The organism is Granulicatella elegans ATCC 700633, from assembly GCF_000162475.2.
Classification (GTDB): domain Bacteria; phylum Bacillota; class Bacilli; order Lactobacillales; family Aerococcaceae; genus Granulicatella; species Granulicatella elegans.
Window position 1 is genome coordinate 989,186 of sequence record NZ_KI391971.1, and the last position, 16,485, is coordinate 1,005,670.

The 16,485-nt window shown below is 33.7% G+C and carries 20 protein-coding genes; all 20 read right to left on the bottom strand.

The genetic code is table 11. The features are described 5' to 3' along the window. A complete protein-coding gene (locus HMPREF0446_RS04680; RefSeq protein WP_006702553.1) occupies positions 1-726 on the bottom strand; it encodes a glycerophosphodiester phosphodiesterase in 726 nt (241 codons plus the stop codon). Next, complete coding sequence (gene recN / locus HMPREF0446_RS04685) at positions 719-2,437, bottom strand: DNA repair protein RecN (RefSeq protein WP_020991371.1); 1,719 nt, start codon at positions 2,435-2,437, stop codon at positions 719-721. The genes HMPREF0446_RS04680 and recN overlap by 8 nt, the downstream gene beginning before the upstream one ends. Before the next feature lie 10 nt (positions 2,438-2,447). Beyond that, a complete protein-coding gene (locus tag HMPREF0446_RS04690) occupies positions 2,448-3,275 on the bottom strand; it encodes a TlyA family RNA methyltransferase (protein WP_006702551.1) in 828 nt (275 codons plus the stop codon). Between the two features lie 10 nt (positions 3,276-3,285). Further along, positions 3,286-4,170, bottom strand: a complete 885-nt coding sequence (locus HMPREF0446_RS04695; RefSeq protein WP_006702550.1) for a polyprenyl synthetase family protein — start codon at positions 4,168-4,170, stop codon at positions 3,286-3,288. Positions 4,171-4,181: 11 nt separating this feature from the next. Continuing rightward, positions 4,182-4,382, bottom strand: coding sequence for an exodeoxyribonuclease VII small subunit (locus HMPREF0446_RS04700; RefSeq protein ID WP_006702549.1), 201 nt, complete (start codon positions 4,380-4,382; stop codon positions 4,182-4,184). Further along, positions 4,376-5,716 (bottom strand): exodeoxyribonuclease VII large subunit, encoded by a 1,341-nt coding sequence (xseA, locus tag HMPREF0446_RS04705; RefSeq protein WP_006702548.1) that lies wholly within the window; start codon positions 5,714-5,716, stop codon positions 4,376-4,378. The genes HMPREF0446_RS04700 and xseA overlap by 7 nt, the downstream gene beginning before the upstream one ends. After that, a complete protein-coding gene (gene folD / locus HMPREF0446_RS04710) occupies positions 5,709-6,557 on the bottom strand; it encodes a bifunctional methylenetetrahydrofolate dehydrogenase/methenyltetrahydrofolate cyclohydrolase FolD (RefSeq protein WP_006702547.1) in 849 nt (282 codons plus the stop codon). The genes xseA and folD overlap by 8 nt, the downstream gene beginning before the upstream one ends. A 95-nt stretch (positions 6,558-6,652) precedes the next feature. Then, on the bottom strand, positions 6,653-7,117 hold the full coding sequence (gene nusB, locus HMPREF0446_RS04715) for a transcription antitermination factor NusB (RefSeq protein WP_006702546.1): 465 nt from the start codon (positions 7,115-7,117) through the stop codon (positions 6,653-6,655). Then, the gene (locus tag HMPREF0446_RS04720; RefSeq protein WP_006702545.1) at positions 7,114-7,512 is read right to left on the bottom strand and encodes an Asp23/Gls24 family envelope stress response protein; all 399 of its coding nucleotides are present in this window, start codon (positions 7,510-7,512) and stop codon (positions 7,114-7,116) included. Before HMPREF0446_RS04720 ends, nusB begins: the two co-directional genes overlap by 4 nt. A 126-nt stretch (positions 7,513-7,638) precedes the next feature. Further along, the gene (locus HMPREF0446_RS04725; protein ID WP_006702544.1) at positions 7,639-8,700 is read right to left on the bottom strand and encodes a M24 family metallopeptidase; all 1,062 of its coding nucleotides are present in this window, start codon (positions 8,698-8,700) and stop codon (positions 7,639-7,641) included. A 96-nt stretch (positions 8,701-8,796) separates the two neighbouring features. Next, positions 8,797-9,252, bottom strand: a complete 456-nt coding sequence (locus tag HMPREF0446_RS04730; protein WP_006702543.1) for a type II toxin-antitoxin system HicB family antitoxin — start codon at positions 9,250-9,252, stop codon at positions 8,797-8,799. A gap of 36 nt (positions 9,253-9,288) precedes the next feature. Then, positions 9,289-9,468, bottom strand: coding sequence for a type II toxin-antitoxin system HicA family toxin (locus tag HMPREF0446_RS04735; protein ID WP_006702542.1), 180 nt, complete (start codon positions 9,466-9,468; stop codon positions 9,289-9,291). A 121-nt stretch (positions 9,469-9,589) separates the two neighbouring features. Beyond that, on the bottom strand, positions 9,590-10,357 hold the full coding sequence (gene accA / locus HMPREF0446_RS04740; protein WP_006702541.1) for an acetyl-CoA carboxylase carboxyl transferase subunit alpha: 768 nt from the start codon (positions 10,355-10,357) through the stop codon (positions 9,590-9,592). Then, complete coding sequence (gene accD / locus HMPREF0446_RS04745) at positions 10,354-11,217, bottom strand: acetyl-CoA carboxylase, carboxyltransferase subunit beta (protein WP_006702540.1); 864 nt, start codon at positions 11,215-11,217, stop codon at positions 10,354-10,356. The genes accA and accD overlap by 4 nt, the downstream gene beginning before the upstream one ends. A 12-nt stretch (positions 11,218-11,229) precedes the next feature. Next, complete coding sequence (gene accC, locus HMPREF0446_RS04750; protein WP_006702539.1) at positions 11,230-12,600, bottom strand: acetyl-CoA carboxylase biotin carboxylase subunit; 1,371 nt, start codon at positions 12,598-12,600, stop codon at positions 11,230-11,232. Positions 12,601-12,603: 3 nt separating this feature from the next. After that, positions 12,604-13,035 carry a 3-hydroxyacyl-ACP dehydratase FabZ gene (gene fabZ / locus HMPREF0446_RS04755; protein WP_006702538.1) on the bottom strand — a complete coding sequence of 144 codons (432 nt, stop codon included), beginning with the start codon at positions 13,033-13,035 and terminating at the stop codon, positions 12,604-12,606. Between the two features lie 10 nt (positions 13,036-13,045). Continuing rightward, positions 13,046-13,534, bottom strand: coding sequence for an acetyl-CoA carboxylase biotin carboxyl carrier protein (gene accB / locus HMPREF0446_RS04760; RefSeq protein WP_006702537.1), 489 nt, complete (start codon positions 13,532-13,534; stop codon positions 13,046-13,048). A 3-nt stretch (positions 13,535-13,537) separates the two neighbouring features. Beyond that, on the bottom strand, positions 13,538-14,773 hold the full coding sequence (fabF, locus tag HMPREF0446_RS04765) for a beta-ketoacyl-ACP synthase II (protein ID WP_006702536.1): 1,236 nt from the start codon (positions 14,771-14,773) through the stop codon (positions 13,538-13,540). 12 nt (positions 14,774-14,785) lie between these two features. Beyond that, complete coding sequence (gene fabG / locus HMPREF0446_RS04770; RefSeq protein WP_006702535.1) at positions 14,786-15,517, bottom strand: 3-oxoacyl-[acyl-carrier-protein] reductase; 732 nt, start codon at positions 15,515-15,517, stop codon at positions 14,786-14,788. Further along, on the bottom strand, positions 15,514-16,473 hold the full coding sequence (gene fabD / locus HMPREF0446_RS04775) for an ACP S-malonyltransferase (protein WP_006702534.1): 960 nt from the start codon (positions 16,471-16,473) through the stop codon (positions 15,514-15,516). Before fabD ends, fabG begins: the two co-directional genes overlap by 4 nt. Positions 16,474-16,485 lie beyond the last annotated feature (12 nt).

Genomic DNA, 16,485 nt, shown 5'->3' on the forward strand with positions numbered 1-16,485 from the left:
TTACTCCTTTATTTCACCTCGAAGCTCTAGTGCTTTTTGTGGATAATCTGTAAAAATTGCTTCTACATGAAGCTCAAAACAATGGTTCATCTCTTTTTCTTGATTGACTGTCCATACACGTTTTGGATACTGTGAATGAATCTCAAAAGCTTCTTTTAACAAGCGATAGTCAGGATGAACAGCTTCAAACTTCACTTCTTCAAATACAAAATTTGCCATTTCTACCGATTCATATAAAAAGGCAATTTCTTGATTTAGTCGTAATTGTTTCATTTGAATAATGCTTCTCGGATTAAAACTAGAATAAATAATCGCAAAATTTGGTTGCATTTTTTCTTGTAATGCCACACATTTTTCAACAATTCCTGCATATTCAATTTGATCCGTTTTTAATTCAATATTTAATTCACCTTTGAAATTCAATTCCTTCAACAATTGAAAAACTTCTTCTAATGTCGGAATTTTTTCTCCAGTAAATGATTCATGAAACCAACTTCCTGCATCTAATGCTTGAATTTCTTCTACTGTTAAATCTTGAATTAAACCACTACCATTCGTCGTACGATCCACTGTTTCATCATGAATCACGACTAATTCTCCATCTTTTGAAACATGAACATCTAATTCAATCCCATCACTATGAACACGTACTGCCTCTTGAAAAGCAGCTAATGTATTTTCTGGATGAGTTCCTCTACTTCCTCTATGTGCAAAAATTTTAGTCATTTGCAATCACCTGTTTCTTTTGTACTTTATTTTGTTGACGAATTTTTTGAGATAATGCAATTAGTTCTGCTGCATGTTGTTTGGTTAATGCTGTCATTTCTTCTCCTGACAACATACGACCAATTTCTTCGATACGTTTGTCTTCTTCTAATCTTGTTAGAGTCGTGCGTGTACGCTCATCTTTTTCCATTTTTTCAATAAAAATATGAACTCCCGCAATACTTGCCACTTGTGGTAAATGAGTAATACATAATACTTGAGCAAATTCTGAAATATAATGCATTTTATTCGCAATTGCTTGTGCTACTCGTCCACTAACTCCTGTATCTACCTCATCAAATACAATCGTTCCTACTCCATGCTTACGCACAAAGATTGTTTTCATGGCAAGGGTAATTCTAGATAATTCCCCACCAGATACAATTTTTTGTAATGGTTTAACTGGTTCACCTTTGTTTGTTGAAATATAGAAGTATACTTCATCCATCCCTGTTTCAAGTAGATGTTCACTTGGTAGGACACGAATTTCAAAAATAGATTGTTCCATATACAATTCATGTAACTGTGTTTCTATTTTTTCTGCTAATTCAAGTGCGATTTCTTTTCTTTGTTTTGTCAATTCCAGTGCCACTTGTTTTGCTTTTTGTTCAATTTGTGCTTTTTCTTGAATTAAAGTTTCGATAATACTTTCTTTATTTTCAATTTGATTTAATTGAGCTTGTGCTTGTGCTTGGAACTCTAATATTTCTTCTGCATTATCTCCATACTTCCGTTTTAACTGATAATAAACATCTAAACGTTCTTCTATATAGGCTAATCGTTCTTCATCATATTCTGCATGATCTAATTCATGACTCATATGAGAAACAGCATCTTGTAATTGATAATAAGATTCTTGTAATTGTTGATACAATTGTTGGTAATTTTCTCCAATTCCTTGTAAAAATCCTATTTCTTGAGAAGCTTGACTAATGGCATCTACTGCAGAATATTCTTCCGTTTGTAAAACCGATAAAGCAGACATTAAATGTTCTTGAATTTTTTGGAAATGAGTGAAATATTCTTTTTCTTGAACTAATTCTTCCTCTTCTCCAATATAAATATTTGATAATTCAATTTCTTCTACTTGGAATTTTAATAAATCAATTTTTTGTGCATCTTCTTTTTCAGCAGTTTGTAACTTTCTTAATTGCTCTTGAATACTACAAAAATGGTCATAATACTGACGATAGTCATCTTTTAACGGTTGCAACTTTTGTCCTGCATAGGCATCTAAAAGACTTAAATGATGCTCTTCGTTTAATAATAAGAAATGTTCATTTTGCCCATGAATATCAATCAAATAAGGACCAACTTGTTTTAATAATGAAACTGTAACCATTTGTCCATTAATGCGACAAGTAGATTTACCTGTTTGATATAATTCACGTTGAATCATGATTTCATCATTTTCAATTTCAATGCCTAATTCTTCGATGTTTCTTTTTGTCTCTTCTGAATCAATGGTAAAAACTGCTTGAATTGTCGCTTTTTCACTGCCATATCGAATCATTTCTAAACTAGCACGTTCTCCAGCGAGTAATCCGACTGCATCAATAATAATTGATTTACCTGCACCTGTTTCCCCAGTTAATACCGTCATGCCTTTTTCAAATTGGCAGCGAACTTCTTCAATAATTGCAAAATTTTTAATAAACAATTCTTGAATCATCGTTCCACCTCTATTTTAGATTTTTTAATTGTTGATGTGCTTCTTTCACAACTGCTTGAATACCAGTCTTCCAATCATATGAAGAAGTAACGGATTCATGTAATTGTAAATGTGCTAAAAACTCGATATTGCCACTTCCTCCCGTAATTGGAGAGAAAGTAAGTTGTTGAACAGAAAAACCAATTTGTTCGCAATATTCTAGAATTTCTTCTAATACATCTTGATGAACTTTTGGATCACTAACAATCCCTTTTTTTCCAATACGTTCTCTTCCAGCTTCAAACTGTGGTTTAATCAGTACAAGAACGTCCCCATCCATCACTAAAATATCTTTTAATGGTGGTAAAATTAATTTTAATGAAATAAATGAAACATCAATCGATGCCACTTGAGGTTTTCCTTTTGTAAAATCTTCTGGCTTACTAAAGCGGAAATTCACTCTTTCCATGACTTCTACTCGTTCATCTTGTCTTAATTTATAATCTAATTGATTATATCCAACATCTAATGCATAGCTTAATACTGCACCATGTTGTAGAGCTGCATCTGTGAAGCCTCCTGTTGAAGCGCCAATATCTAATAAGATTTTACCTTCTACACTTACATCAAAAGTTGCGAGTGCTTTTTCTAATTTCAATCCACCTCTTGAAACGTAGCGAAGTGTTTCTCCTTTTATATAAAGTTCAGTTGTAATCGGAATTTTTTCGCCAGGTTTATCATAGCGAATATGTTTCACAGCATCGACAATTTGTCCTGCCATGACAAGTCTTTTCGCTTTTTCCCTAGAATCCGTCAATCCTTGTTGTACGACTAGAAGGTCTACTCGTTCTTTTTCCATTCTTTCTCCTTTAAATCTCTACATATGAGAGAATTTTTATAAATATTTCTTGTACTTGTCTTTGAACCGTTGTTTCATTTGGAATAGATAGAATCGCTTGTTTTGCCTGGTTAATTTCTTGTTCTAAGGCAAGTTTTGCTCCATCAATTCCTAAAATGCTAGGATACGTATTTTTTTCTAATGCTGCATCTTGTCCAGTGACTTTACCTGTTTTTTCTGAATCCCAGCAAACATCTTGTAAGTCATTTTGAATTTGAAAAGCTAAGCCAAAATGCACGCCAAATTTTAAAAGAGCTTCTTCATAAGGTGTTGCATCCTCTAATACGAGTAAGCCTAAACGAATCGCAGCTAATAATAATTGTCCTGTTTTATCTGCATGAATTTGTTTGAGTTGCTCTAATGTAATTTCTTGATGTTCACTTGCAATATCTCTCATTTGACCTGTAATCATACCACTAGCTCCAGAAGCTGAGCCTAATACTTGAATGGCACGAACTTTTTTTGCATCCGATAATTGACATTGAGCTAATTCTTCAAATGTAAGTGTTAGTAAAGCATCTCCTGCTAAAATGGCAGTTGCTTCATCAAATTGCTTATGAACCGTTAACTTACCACGACGATAATCGTCATTATCCATTCCTGGTAAGTCATCATGAATTAATGAATACGTATGAATCATTTCTAAAGAAGCTGCTACAGGTAACACTTTTTGAAGTTCTACTTCTTCTAAATGACTGATTAACAGTACTAATAATGGACGAATTCTCTTTCCTCCACTACTACAAGCATATAGCATCGCTTCTTTCAATCTTGTTGAAATATTTGGAATTTCATCTATTCGAGTTAATAAATAGTTTTCTATTTCTTGTTGCCAATATGAAATCATTTCACTCATGAGTTACTCCACTAATCTTCTTTTACAACAATCATTTTGCTGACTGTTTCTTCTGCTTTTGTTAATGTTTCATTACAATATTGACTTAAAGCCATTCCTTCTTGAAATTTAGCAATGGCTTCATCTAAAGGAACATCTCCTCTTTCCAATTGCTGTACAATTTGTTCTAATTCACTCATTGCTTCTTCAAATTTTTTCTCTTTCTTTACCATAATTGATTTCCTTTCTCTACAGAAGTCACTTTAGAACGAACTGTTCCATCGACTAATTGAATCGTTAATTCTTGATTTACTTCTAACTGGTCAACACTTTTAATAATTGTTTCCTCTTGTTGCAAAATCCCATATCCTCGATTCATAATTTTTAATGGACTTAATAAGTCTAATTGCTGAATTGCTCTTTGGAACTGTTGTTTTTTATCTTTCATCAATTGACCTTGTGCTTGTTCTAATCGTTTTGCTAAATATTGGAGTGCCTGTTTTTCCGTTTGCACTCTTCTACTTGGTGAACCTAATTCTAAACGATGTTGATTTTTTACTAATTGCTGACGTTTGTGCTGAACACTTTGTTGCATCATTTGCTGCAATCGCATTTCTAATTGATCCACTCGCTGTTGATAGACTTGATAAATCCTTTCTGGATTTTGGAAAATACTTGCATTCGCTAATGCTTGCATTCTTTCTCGTTTGATTTGTAATTGTCGAGATAATGCTTGTTCCAGACGTGTTTGCAAATTTCTCAATTGTTGATGAATTTCCATTAAAACAGGCGTTGCAATTTCTGCAGCAGCCGTTGGAGTGGCAGCTCTCATATCCGATACAAAGTCAATTAAAGTCGTATCTGTTTCATGCCCTACACTTGAAATAACTGGAATCGACAACTCAGCGACTCTTCTTACAACAGGCTCCTCATTAAACGCCCACAAGTCCTCAATCGATCCACCACCACGTCCAATAATGACAACATCATAATCTTCTTTTTCTACTAAGTCTAAATTTTTCAAAATACTATTAACTGCATGAACTCCTTGTACAACGGTTGGATATAAGACTAATTGAACAATAGGAAATCTTCGAGCCACTGTTGTTTGAATATCTTGAATAACCGCACCTGATTCACTCGTTAAAATCGCAATTTTTTTAGGGAATTGAGGGATTGGCTTTTTAGGAAGAGAAAATAAACCTTCAGCTTCTAATTTCTTTTTCAATTGTTCATAAGCTAAATAAAGAGCCCCAACTCCATCCGGTTCCATATGTTCAATATTAATTTGATACTGTCCTGATTTTTCAAAAACAGAAACTTTACCAATCACTAATACTTTCATCCCTTCTTCAGGACGGAATTGAATTTTTTTAAAGGCAGATTGGAACATTGTTGCAGAAATAATGGCATTTTCATCTTTTAAACTAAAATACTGGTGAGTCGGACGTAAACGGAAATTTGAAATTTCCCCAGTTAGATATACTCTTCCAAGATGAGGATCTTTATCAAACTTATATTTTATATATTTTGTTAATGCTGAGACTGTTACATATTCTTCACTCATAAATGTTTTCCCTCTTACATGCATTAAGATACGTCTGCTCTAATAACATTGCAATGGTCATTGGACCAACTCCACCTGGTACTGGAGTAATGGCACTTACTTGATCTTTAACGCCATCAAAATCCACATCTCCAACGATTTTTCCAGATTCTAATCGATTAATACCTACATCAACGATGACAGCACCTTTTTTTACATGTTCTCTCAAAACTAAATTTGGTTTTCCAACCGCACTAATAATAATATCTGCACGAGCAATTTGTTTCTCTAAATCTTTTGTTCGACTATGACAAACAGTTACCGTTGCCCCACGATTTAAACCTAATAAAGCCATTGGACGACCAACAATCGTACTTTGACCAATTACAACCATTTCTTTTCCAGTAAGGTCAATTTTATACTCTTCTAATAATCGAATGATTCCTTTTGGCGTACATGGAACAATACTTTCATCTTTTTGAAGTAATTTTCCTAAATTTACAGGATGGAAGCCGTCTACATCTTTTTCGGGAATAATGGCTTCTAATACGGTCTGGCTATCAATCTGTTTTGGTAATGGTAATTGAACTAAAATTCCATGAATAGCGTCATCTTCATTTAGTGTTTTAATTTTTTCTAATAACTCTTCTTGAGTAGTAGTCTCAGGTAATCTTTCAACAACCGAATGAAAGCCCACTTCATTTGCAGCACGTTCTTTATTTCGTACATAAATTTGACTAGCAGGATCTTCTCCTACTAATAATACGACTAAGCCGGGTTTTACTGCCTGTTCTTCTACTTTTTGTTTCAATTCTTGACGAATTTTTAAGGCTAAACTTTTACCATCTAATACAATCGTCATTTACTCACTCCTTTAAATAAAAAATTGAGCAAAAAGTGTTCCTGGAAGCAAATCATTGCTTCGGAGCGCCTTCTTGCTCAACCTCCTATACTGACTTACCCTTCAACAAAGTTTGATAAGACACCATTAATAAATTTCGCTGATTTTTCATCACTATATAATTTTGCAATTTCAATTGCTTCATTCAATGCAACAGTTTGAGGAACTTCCAATTCAGGTGAACGCATTTCGCAAACTGCTACACGCATAATCATTAAATCTAAGCGAACGATTCGATTTAATTCCCATCCTTTTAAATGTGAGGAAATTAAAGCATCAATCTCTTCTAACTGGTTTTGAACCCCTTGGATTAAATCTAATGAATAATGAATTTCTGGAAACTCATCTAATAACGCTTCATTAGAATATACTTCTTCATCAAATGATTGTTCATCATGCAATACATCTAACGCTAAGCGAACAGCATCAAATTCTGATAAATCTTTACAAATATCCATTTGATACAAAGCTTGAATAGCAATAATACGTAGTGCACGTCTTTTTAATGGGTTACGACTCACTCTTCATCCCCCAATTCAAATAATTCTGAATCAACATTTTTTGCTGGAATAATTGTTTGAACATGAATATTTACTTGAGAAATTTCTAGTTCACAACTAAATAATAATTGTTCTTTAATTTTATTTTGTAATAATAATGCTAATTTTGGAATAGATACTCCATAATCAACATTACCGTACACATCAAGAATAAATTCACCTTGTTCTTGGGTTAAATAAGCACCTTTAGCTAGTTCTTCACGGCCAAAAAGTGTATTCACACTTGTTTTAATAATTCCTGATAAAGGATGGAATCCTTCCACTTTAGAAGCAACAATTCCTGCAATGCTCTCAATCACTTCAGGGGCAATTTCAATAGCACCTAAAACGGCTGTTTGATTTGAATATTTTTCCATAATGAACCTCCTTTTACAAAGATTCTGAATCGCTATCTAACTCAATGAGCATCACGAATCATGATCTTCACTCTCTTCTACAGTTTACCATGATTTTTGTTCTATCACAACTCACAAGGTAGTATCTTATAAAATAATCAATTCACGTGGAACTTGTTGAATCACTTCTCCACCAGTTGGTGTAATAATAATATCATCTTCAATACGAACGCCACCAACACCTGGAATATAAATTCCTGGTTCATTTGTAATCACATTTCCTGGAACGAATGCTTGAGTTGCTAAACGACTTACATTTGGAGCTTCATGAATTTCTAAACCAATTCCATGACCAGTTGAATGAGTGAAGTATTCGCCATATCCTTTACTTGCAATATAGTCACGAGCAATTTTATCTAATTCTACTCCAGTTTTACCTGGTCCTGCTGCTGCACTTACTAATAATTGAGCTTGTAATACTACATCATGAATTTCTTTTAATTGATCTGTTGGTTCTCCTACAGCAATTGTACGAGTCATATCAGAAACATAACCTTGATAGTAACATCCAAAGTCTAATGTTACTAAATCACCAGTTTCAATTAATTTTTCACTAGCAACACCATGTGGCATTGAAGAACGAACACCACTTGCAATAATTGTATCAAATGAAACGCCTGATGCTCCTTGTTTTCTCATGAAGAAATCTAATTCATTAGCTACTTCAATTTCACTCATACCTGCTTTTAGTACATTTAAAATATGTAAAAATGCTGCATCAGAAATCGAACAAGCTTTACGAATCGTTTGAATTTCAGCTTCATCTTTAATTTCACGAATTTTTTCTACTAATCCTTGAGTTGGAACTAAATCTGTATCAAATTCATCTTCAAAAACTTCTAACATTGAAACAGATAAGTGGTCTGCTTCAAACCCAACATGTTTTAATCCATGTTTTTTAATTAATTCACGGAATACACCTAACCAACCTGTTTTATGTTCAATCACTGTAAATCCTTGTGCTTGTTTTTGAGCTTGTTGAGTATATCGAGCATCTGTTACAAAATATGCTTCATTTAATGTAATTAATGAAAAACCTGTTGTACCTGTAAAATTCGCTAAGTAACGTAAATTATATGGACTATAAACAATTAATCCATCAATTTCTAAATCCTTCATTGCATTTCTTACTTTTTCAACTCTAATCATATAATCACCTTCCAAAATCTTTTGTGTAACCTAGTATAACAAAAAAACTCAATAATATATATGATTTTTAAGAAAAAAATAAACTTTTAGGGTAACCTAAAAGTTTATTTTTCTTTCTACTATTGCTTCAGTTAATGTTTGAGAAAAATTTAATCCTAATTTTCTTCCTAACTTATCAGCCCATCTTGGTATTGTTAATGTTTTTTTTACTGGTTCTTGATTTCCTAAATATTTGTTTACATCCACACAAACCATAGAAACAAAAGATTTTTTTGAATTAAATTTAATTTCAATATCTTTATCATCTTTGAAAGGATTTTGCTCAACTAAAGATAAAGAATTTATATCTGATGGTTTAGGTAAATCTATATCATTTTCAATACAATCCGCAGCATTCATACCTAACCATTCACTTGCCATTTCCAATGCATCACTAATATCTTTTCCTTGAGTACCAGACATATCTGAAAAATCTGGAAAATGTACAAAGTAAGGTGCACCTGTATCATCTGAATCATCATAATAAAATAACGCTGGATAAGTCACTAACATTTTCATACCTCCAATTAGAAAAGCAGAGGCTGAGTATTATAACCCAGCTTGCTTTCTTATCCCTTTTTCAGTGAATTTATTTAACTCACCATGGGGAATTATGATAGGTCTTTCTCCTTGTTTCTCCATTTTTACATGGGAACCTTTACCACCCTTTGTTTTTAACCAACCATGAGTGATAAGAAGTTTGACCATCTCATTTTGTGTCATCGGCATAGCGCTCTACCTCCTGACACAAATATTATAACACGTGTTACACGTGTAAATCAATTGTTTAGATATTCTTTAAATACACAAAAACAACTACAACAAAATGTCATAGTTGTCCTGCATTCACTTAAAATTTTCTAAATTTTTCTAAGCGTTGGCTTACTAGTTCTTCCTTTGATTTGGTACGCCATTCTTTTAAAGATTCCAATAAAGAAGATTGAAGATCTTTCGCAATTTTTTTAAACGAACGATTTTTCTCTAAAATAATTTTATCGACAATTCCTTCTTCAAGTAATTCCTTACTTGTAAACTTCATTAATTCACTTGCTTGTTCTGCTTTGGTACTATCCTTCCACAAAATCGAAGCAAAACCTTCTGGAGATAAGATTGAATAAATGGCATATTCCATCATCCAAACTTCATTAGCAACGGCTAATGCAATGGCTCCGCCACTTCCCCCTTCACCCATTAAAATAGCAATAACCGGAACGGTTAAATGACTCATCTCTTGAAGATTTTTAGCAATAGCTTCGCCAATCCCTCTATCTTCAGCGCTTTTACCACAAAAAGCTCCAGCAGTATTAATCATCGTAATAATTGGTCGATTGAATTTTTCAGCCTGTTTCATCAGTCTTAAACTTTTTCGATAGCCTTCTGGATGAACTTGTCCAAAGTTACGCTCAATATTTTCTTTTAAAGTATGGCCTTTTTGCATTCCAATGACTGTAACTGGAATCTCTTTTAAACGAGCAATTCCTCCAATAATGGCAGCATCATCTGCAAAAAAACGATCTCCTTTTAATTCGATAAAGTCATCGAAAATTTCGTCAATCCATTCTTTAGTAGTTGCACGATTAATATCACGTGCTTTTTGGACGATTTTCATTGGTTTCATCTGAATTCCTCCTCTAAAGAATGTAGACTTAGAATAGTTTTTAATGTTTCCTTTAGCTGAGTACGATGAATAATGGCATCAATAAATCCATTTGCCTGTACAGTTTCGGCTTGTTGGAAATCATCTGGTAACTTTTCTTTCATCGTTTGCTCAATGACACGTTTACCCGCAAATCCAACAATTGCTCTTGCTTCACTAATAATAATATCCCCTTGCATCGCAAAACTTGCAGTCACACCACCTGTTGTAGGATCTGTTAATACTGTGATGTATAATAATCCTTCTAAGTGATGCGCTTGTACTGCTCCACTAATTTTTGCCATTTGCATTAATGAAAAAATTCCTTCTTGCATTCTAGCTCCACCAGAAGCTGTGCAAACTATAATTGGAAGCTTTCTCTTGGTTGCTTCTTCAAAGGCTAAAGTCAGTTTCTCACCAACTACTTGTCCCATTGAACCCATCATAAAATAGGGATTCATAATCGCTAAAACAAATGGTAAGTGACTAATTTTTGCAAGCCCAACCGTTACAGCTTCTTCTTCCCCTGTTGTTTGTCGTGCTTTTTTTTGTTTTAAGTCATACCCTGGGAAATCGACTGCTACTTTCATTTGTTCATCATTAAACCACTCTTCAAATTCATCTGTCATAATGGAAATTCTTTGTTTTGGAGTTAATCTAAAATGATAATCACAGTTTGGACAAATTTGAAACTCTCCAATATCCTCTAAATAAACCGTTTTTTGACAATGTGGGCATTGAATCCATTTCCCATCTGGTATCATTGGAGTTTTTTCAGATTCTTCTACATCAACAGGATTCTGTTTTAATGAAATATAAGGACGTTTTTTAAATAAACCCATTTAATCACTCCTTTATGGACGAGACTCATTAAACCATTCTGGTAAAAATTTTTCTTCTACAACATTTGTCGTATAATCTCCTCTTTCAAAAAAAGTTGATTGCAATAAATCTTGTAAAAATTCCTTATTCGTCTCAACGCCTTCAACTACTAATTCTTGCAGAACTCGTTCCATTTTTGAAATGGCTTGACTTCTACTTTGTGCATGGACAATTAATTTTGATAACATAGAATCATAAAATGGTGGAATTTTATATCCAGAATATAAAGCTGATTCAATTCTTACTCCCAAACCTCCATTTGGTTGATGTAAGACTTCAATCGTTCCAGGCGCTGGTCTAAAGTTTTCTCTTGGACATTCTGCATTTAAACGACATTCGATCGAGTGCCCTTTAATTTGAATGTCATCTTGAGTAAAGTTTAATCTTTCGCCAAATGCTACTTTTAATTGCCATTCTACTAAATCAATGCCTGTTATCATTTCTGTAATTGGATGTTCTACTTGAATACGAGTATTCATCTCCATAAAATAGAAATTTTTATCCTGATCCACTAAAAATTCAATCGTTCCAGCATTTTCATAGCCTACTGATGTTGCAGCTAATACAGCTGCTTGCCCCATGTCCTTACGTAAATTGTCATCTAAATAAGGACTTGGAGCTTCTTCAATAATTTTTTGATTTTTTCTTTGTAAAGAACAATCACGTTCCCCTAAATGAACAACATTTCCATACGAATCTGCTAAAATTTGAAACTCAATATGTTTAGCTGGATAAATAATTCGCTCAATATACACTTCTTCATTCCCAAATGCTTGAAGCGCTTCTTGTTGAGCTGCTAAAAATTGTTTTTCAAACTCATCTAAACTTTGAACTTTACGAATTCCTTTTCCACCGCCACCTGCTACAGCTTTAATTAAAAGAGGAAATCCAATCTTTTCTGCAATTTTTAATCCTTCTTCAACGGTCGGAACAACCCCGTCACTACCTGGTATAACGGGAACTCCTGCTTTCATCATTTGTTTACGAGCTTGTGCTTTATCTCCCATCATTTGAATGACATGTGCGCTAGGTCCAATGAATTTCACCTGACATTCTTCACACATTTTTGCAAATTTAGGATTTTCTGATAAAAAACCAAAACCTGGATGAATCGCCTGTGATCCAGTTAATACAGCTGCACTTAAAATATTTTCAACATTCAAATAAGATTCTTTACTAATATTTTTACCTATGCAAACGGCATAATCTGCTAATTGTACATGTAATGCTTCAGAATCAGCCTGAGAATAAACTGCTACGGTTTCAATTTGAAGCTCTCTACATGCACGAATCAATCGACAAGCAATTTCTCCTCGATTCGCAATTAAAATTCTTTTAAACATATCCTACCTACCAATAATAAAGGTTAACTCCGCTTCACAAACAACTTTACCATCTACAAAGGCCTTTGCTTTACCAATTCCTGCATATTCTTTTAATTTAAGAATATCCACTTGAAGTGTTAAAACGTCACCTGGTGTTACTTTTTTTCTAAATTTCACATGATTTAAACCACCTAAATAAGCAGTTTTTCCTTTAAAACTTTCTAATGATAATAATGGAATTGAGCCAGCTTGTGCTAAAGCTTCTACAATTAAAACTCCTGGCAATACTGGTTCTCCAGGAAAATGTCCTTGGAAAACATGTTCATTATATGTTACATTTTTAGTAGCCACTACGTGCTCACCTGGAATTAATTCTTCTACTCGGTCAATATATAAAATTGGAAAACGATTTGGAATTAATTTCATTACATCTGTTACTGTCATTACACTCATGATAAGCCTCCTAATTTTTCTTAATAGCAAATAATTCTTGCCCGTAATCTACCATTTGTCCATTTTCAACAAGTATTTCAACTACTTCACCAGAAATTTCTGTATTGATTTCATTCATAATTTTCATTGCTTCAATAATACATACTGGTTGTCCAACTTGAACTTTATCCTGAACTTGAACAAAAGTAGGATCATCTGGAGATGGTGCTAAATACACAATCCCTACAATTGGACTTTTAATATATTGTAAATCTTCTTTTACAACTATTTCTTGAACTTCAGGAGCTTTAGTAGCTACCGTTTCAGCAATGATTTCTTTTGTAGGTACAAGTGCCACTGGCTTTTCTTCAATCGTTTCAACAACTTGTTTAGAACCACTTACTGGATAATTTTCTCGTTTAGAAAGTTGAAGATCTACTCCCTCTTGTTGTAAATGTAATTCCATTAAACTTGAATGATCGAATAACGAAACAATAGCTTTTAAATCCTCTATATTCATACATTATCCTTTCCACTTCTTGAAGCATAAAACTGCATTATGTCCACCAAATCCTAATGAATTACTAATGGCAACATTTACTTCTTTTGCAACACCTGTTAGTGCTGTTACATTTACAGAACATGCTTCATCTTGTTCTTTTACATTAATCGTCGGTGGAATAAAATCCTCTCCAACTGCTTTAATACAGGCAATTGCTTCAATAGCTCCTGCAGCACCTAATAAATGTCCTGTCATTGATTTTGTACTTGAAACATGTACGTTATCTGCAGCTTCTTTTAAAGCGTAGCGAATTGCTGTTACTTCAGAAGAATCATTTGCAGGAGTACTTGTTCCATGAGCATTAATATAATCTACATCATTTGGAGATAATTGCGCTTCATTTAAAGCCTGTAAAATTGCTTTTCCTGCACCACTACCATCTGGTGTAGGAGCCGTCATATGATAAGCATCAGCTGTTGCTCCATAACCAACGATTTCAGCATAAATCGTTGCTCCTCTTTTTTGAGCATGTTCTAAACTTTCTAAAACAACAACTCCTGCTCCTTCCCCCATCACAAAACCATTACGGTTTTTATCAAATGGGATAGAAGCTGCATTTGGGTCTTTACTATTACTTAATGCTGTTAAAGCAGCAAATCCTGCAATCCCAATTTCACAAATCGTTGCTTCTGAACCACCAGCTAAAATGACATCAGAATAACCGTGCTTAATATTTCTGAAAGCTTCACCAATCGCATGAGTTCCACTTGCACAAGCTGTTACAATCGAAGTACAAATTCCTCTAGCTCCTGTTTTCATTGAAATATTTCCAGCAATCATATTCCCAATTGTCATCGGAACAAATAATGGAGCAACTCTTGTTGGACCTTTGTCATGCATTTTGATGATTTGTTGTTCCATCGTTGGTAACCCACCGATACCAGAACTTACAATGACACCAAAACGGTCAAAATCCGTATTTTCATGAGTAATTCCACTATGTTCAACTGCTTGTAACGCTGCTGCAATTCCATATTGGCAAAATAAATCCATTCGCTTTGCTTCTTTTCGGTCCATATATAAAGTAGGATCAAATCCTTTTACTTCTGCAGCTACATGAACATCAATATCTTTCGTATCAAATTTTGTAATGAAATCTATACCATTTTTACCATTTTTCAATCCATCCCAAAAACTGGCAAGATCATTTCCTAATGGTGTAATAGCACCCATTCCTGTAATAACTACTCGATTCATGTTTTTCCTCCTTTACATATATAAACCACCGTTAATTTGTAATACTTGTCCTGTCATATATTTTTGTTCGGCTAAATATAAACAAGCTTCAGCAATATCTTCAACTGTTCCAAATTTACGCATTGGAATTTGTTTTTCCCATTCTTTGCGAATTTTTTCTGGAAGGGCCTGTGTCATTTCAGTATCAATATATCCAGGTGCGATAGCATTAACGGTAATTCCTCTTGAACCAATTTCTTTTGCTACTGATTTTGTTAAACCAATAATTCCTGCTTTACTTGCAGCATAATTGACTTGACCAGCATTACCAGATACACCAACAATACTTGTCATATTAATAATACTTCCCGATTTTTGACGTACCATGTATGGACTAGCAAAACGAATTAAGTTGAAACAACCTTTTAAATTAATATCAATGACATCATCAAAATCTTTTTCTTTCATTTTTAACACTAATCCATCACGAGTAATTCCAGCATTATTAATTAAAACATCTATTTTTGAAAACTTCTCAATCGTTTGTTCCACTAAACTTTCAGCAACATCAAATTTTGAAATATCACCAACAACACTTAGAACTTCTCCTTGATATGGAGTAAATAATTCTAATACTTCTTGGTCAATTTCTGAAGTTGCATTTAGAACAATATTAGCTCCTTCTTTTGCAAAGGCTAATGCAATGCCTAATCCAATTCCTCTTCTACTTCCCGTTACAACGACTGTCTTATCAATAAATTTCATCTATTTCCCTCTTTCATTCTTCGTAATTCTTGTACTGTTTGATCCAACAACTTCATTGATTCTGTTTGAAGGACAGTTACTTCGATTGAATGACTTTTGGCAATTTGTTTAATCATTTGAGATAAACTTTTTCCAGGTCCAATTTCTACAAACACTCGTACACCTTGTTCTAACATCCATTCAACATTTTGTTTCCATTTAACAGAATGAGTGATTTGTTGTGTCAATATTTCTGCTTTAATCGGAATAGAATGTTGTACTCCAGTCACATTACTTAATACTGGAATACTTGGTGTTTGAAACGAAATTGTTTCTATAAAGTCATTAAATTTTTCTGCTGCTGGAGTCATTAATTCTGTATGAAAAGCTCCACTTACGGGAAGAACAATCGCACGTTTTGCTCCTTGTTCTTTTAATTTTTCTACTGCTATTTCAACAGCATCCTTTTTCCCACCGATTACTAATTGTCCTGGTGTATTATAGTTGGCAGGAGATACTAATAATCCTTGTTCTTGTAATTCTTTACATACCTTTTCAATGACTTCATCTTCTAATCCCAAAATAGCAGCCATTGTACCAGCATTTTGATTAGCTGCCTCTTGCATCCATTCTCCTCGTTTTGAAACAAGCGTCAATGCTGATTCATAACTTAATGCACCACTTGCCATTAATGCACTATATTCCCCCAGAGATAGACCGGCAACGAAATCTGGATGAAATCCTTCTTCCTCAAGAAACTGTAAAATAAGTTTTGAAACAAATAATAATAAAGGCTGTGTATATTTTGTTTCATGAAGCTTCGTAGAATGTTCATCTTCTAATAGTTCTAATACTGAAAAATCTAATACTTTTTGTGTTTGTTCTAATAAATTTTGACCCATAGGATTATTTAGAAACTCTAACCCCATTTGAGGTTTTTGACTTCCTTGTCCTGGGAAAATAAAAGCCGTTTTCATAAGCACTCCTTA

Bases quoted from the DNA above. Each gene is read 5' to 3' on its own strand.
- HMPREF0446_RS04680 (WP_006702553.1), bottom strand. From the start codon at position 726: ATGACTAAAATTTTTGCACATAGAGGAAGTAGAGGAACTCATCCAGAA.
- recN (WP_020991371.1), bottom strand. From the start codon at position 2,437: ATGATTCAAGAATTGTTTATTAAAAATTTTGCAATTATTGAAGAAGTT.
- HMPREF0446_RS04690 (WP_006702551.1), bottom strand. From the start codon at position 3,275: ATGGAAAAAGAACGAGTAGACCTTCTAGTCGTACAACAAGGATTGACG.
- HMPREF0446_RS04695 (WP_006702550.1), bottom strand. From the start codon at position 4,170: ATGAGTGAAATGATTTCATATTGGCAACAAGAAATAGAAAACTATTTA.
- HMPREF0446_RS04700 (WP_006702549.1), bottom strand. From the start codon at position 4,382: ATGGTAAAGAAAGAGAAAAAATTTGAAGAAGCAATGAGTGAATTAGAA.
- xseA (WP_006702548.1), bottom strand. From the start codon at position 5,716: ATGAGTGAAGAATATGTAACAGTCTCAGCATTAACAAAATATATAAAA.
- folD (WP_006702547.1), bottom strand. From the start codon at position 6,557: ATGACGATTGTATTAGATGGTAAAAGTTTAGCCTTAAAAATTCGTCAA.
- HMPREF0446_RS04720 (WP_006702545.1), bottom strand. From the start codon at position 7,512: ATGGAAAAATATTCAAATCAAACAGCCGTTTTAGGTGCTATTGAAATT.
- HMPREF0446_RS04725 (WP_006702544.1), bottom strand. From the start codon at position 8,700: ATGATTAGAGTTGAAAAAGTAAGAAATGCAATGAAGGATTTAGAAATT.
- HMPREF0446_RS04730 (WP_006702543.1), bottom strand. From the start codon at position 9,252: ATGTTAGTGACTTATCCAGCGTTATTTTATTATGATGATTCAGATGAT.
- HMPREF0446_RS04735 (WP_006702542.1), bottom strand. From the start codon at position 9,468: ATGCCGATGACACAAAATGAGATGGTCAAACTTCTTATCACTCATGGT.
- accA (WP_006702541.1), bottom strand. From the start codon at position 10,357: ATGAAACCAATGAAAATCGTCCAAAAAGCACGTGATATTAATCGTGCA.
- accD (WP_006702540.1), bottom strand. From the start codon at position 11,217: ATGGGTTTATTTAAAAAACGTCCTTATATTTCATTAAAACAGAATCCT.
- accC (WP_006702539.1), bottom strand. From the start codon at position 12,600: ATGTTTAAAAGAATTTTAATTGCGAATCGAGGAGAAATTGCTTGTCGA.
- fabZ (WP_006702538.1), bottom strand. From the start codon at position 13,035: ATGAGTGTAATGACAGTAACAGATGTAATGAAATTAATTCCAAATCGT.
- accB (WP_006702537.1), bottom strand. From the start codon at position 13,534: ATGAATATAGAGGATTTAAAAGCTATTGTTTCGTTATTCGATCATTCA.
- fabF (WP_006702536.1), bottom strand. From the start codon at position 14,773: ATGAATCGAGTAGTTATTACAGGAATGGGTGCTATTACACCATTAGGA.
- fabG (WP_006702535.1), bottom strand. From the start codon at position 15,517: ATGAAATTTATTGATAAGACAGTCGTTGTAACGGGAAGTAGAAGAGGA.
- fabD (WP_006702534.1), bottom strand. From the start codon at position 16,473: ATGAAAACGGCTTTTATTTTCCCAGGACAAGGAAGTCAAAAACCTCAA.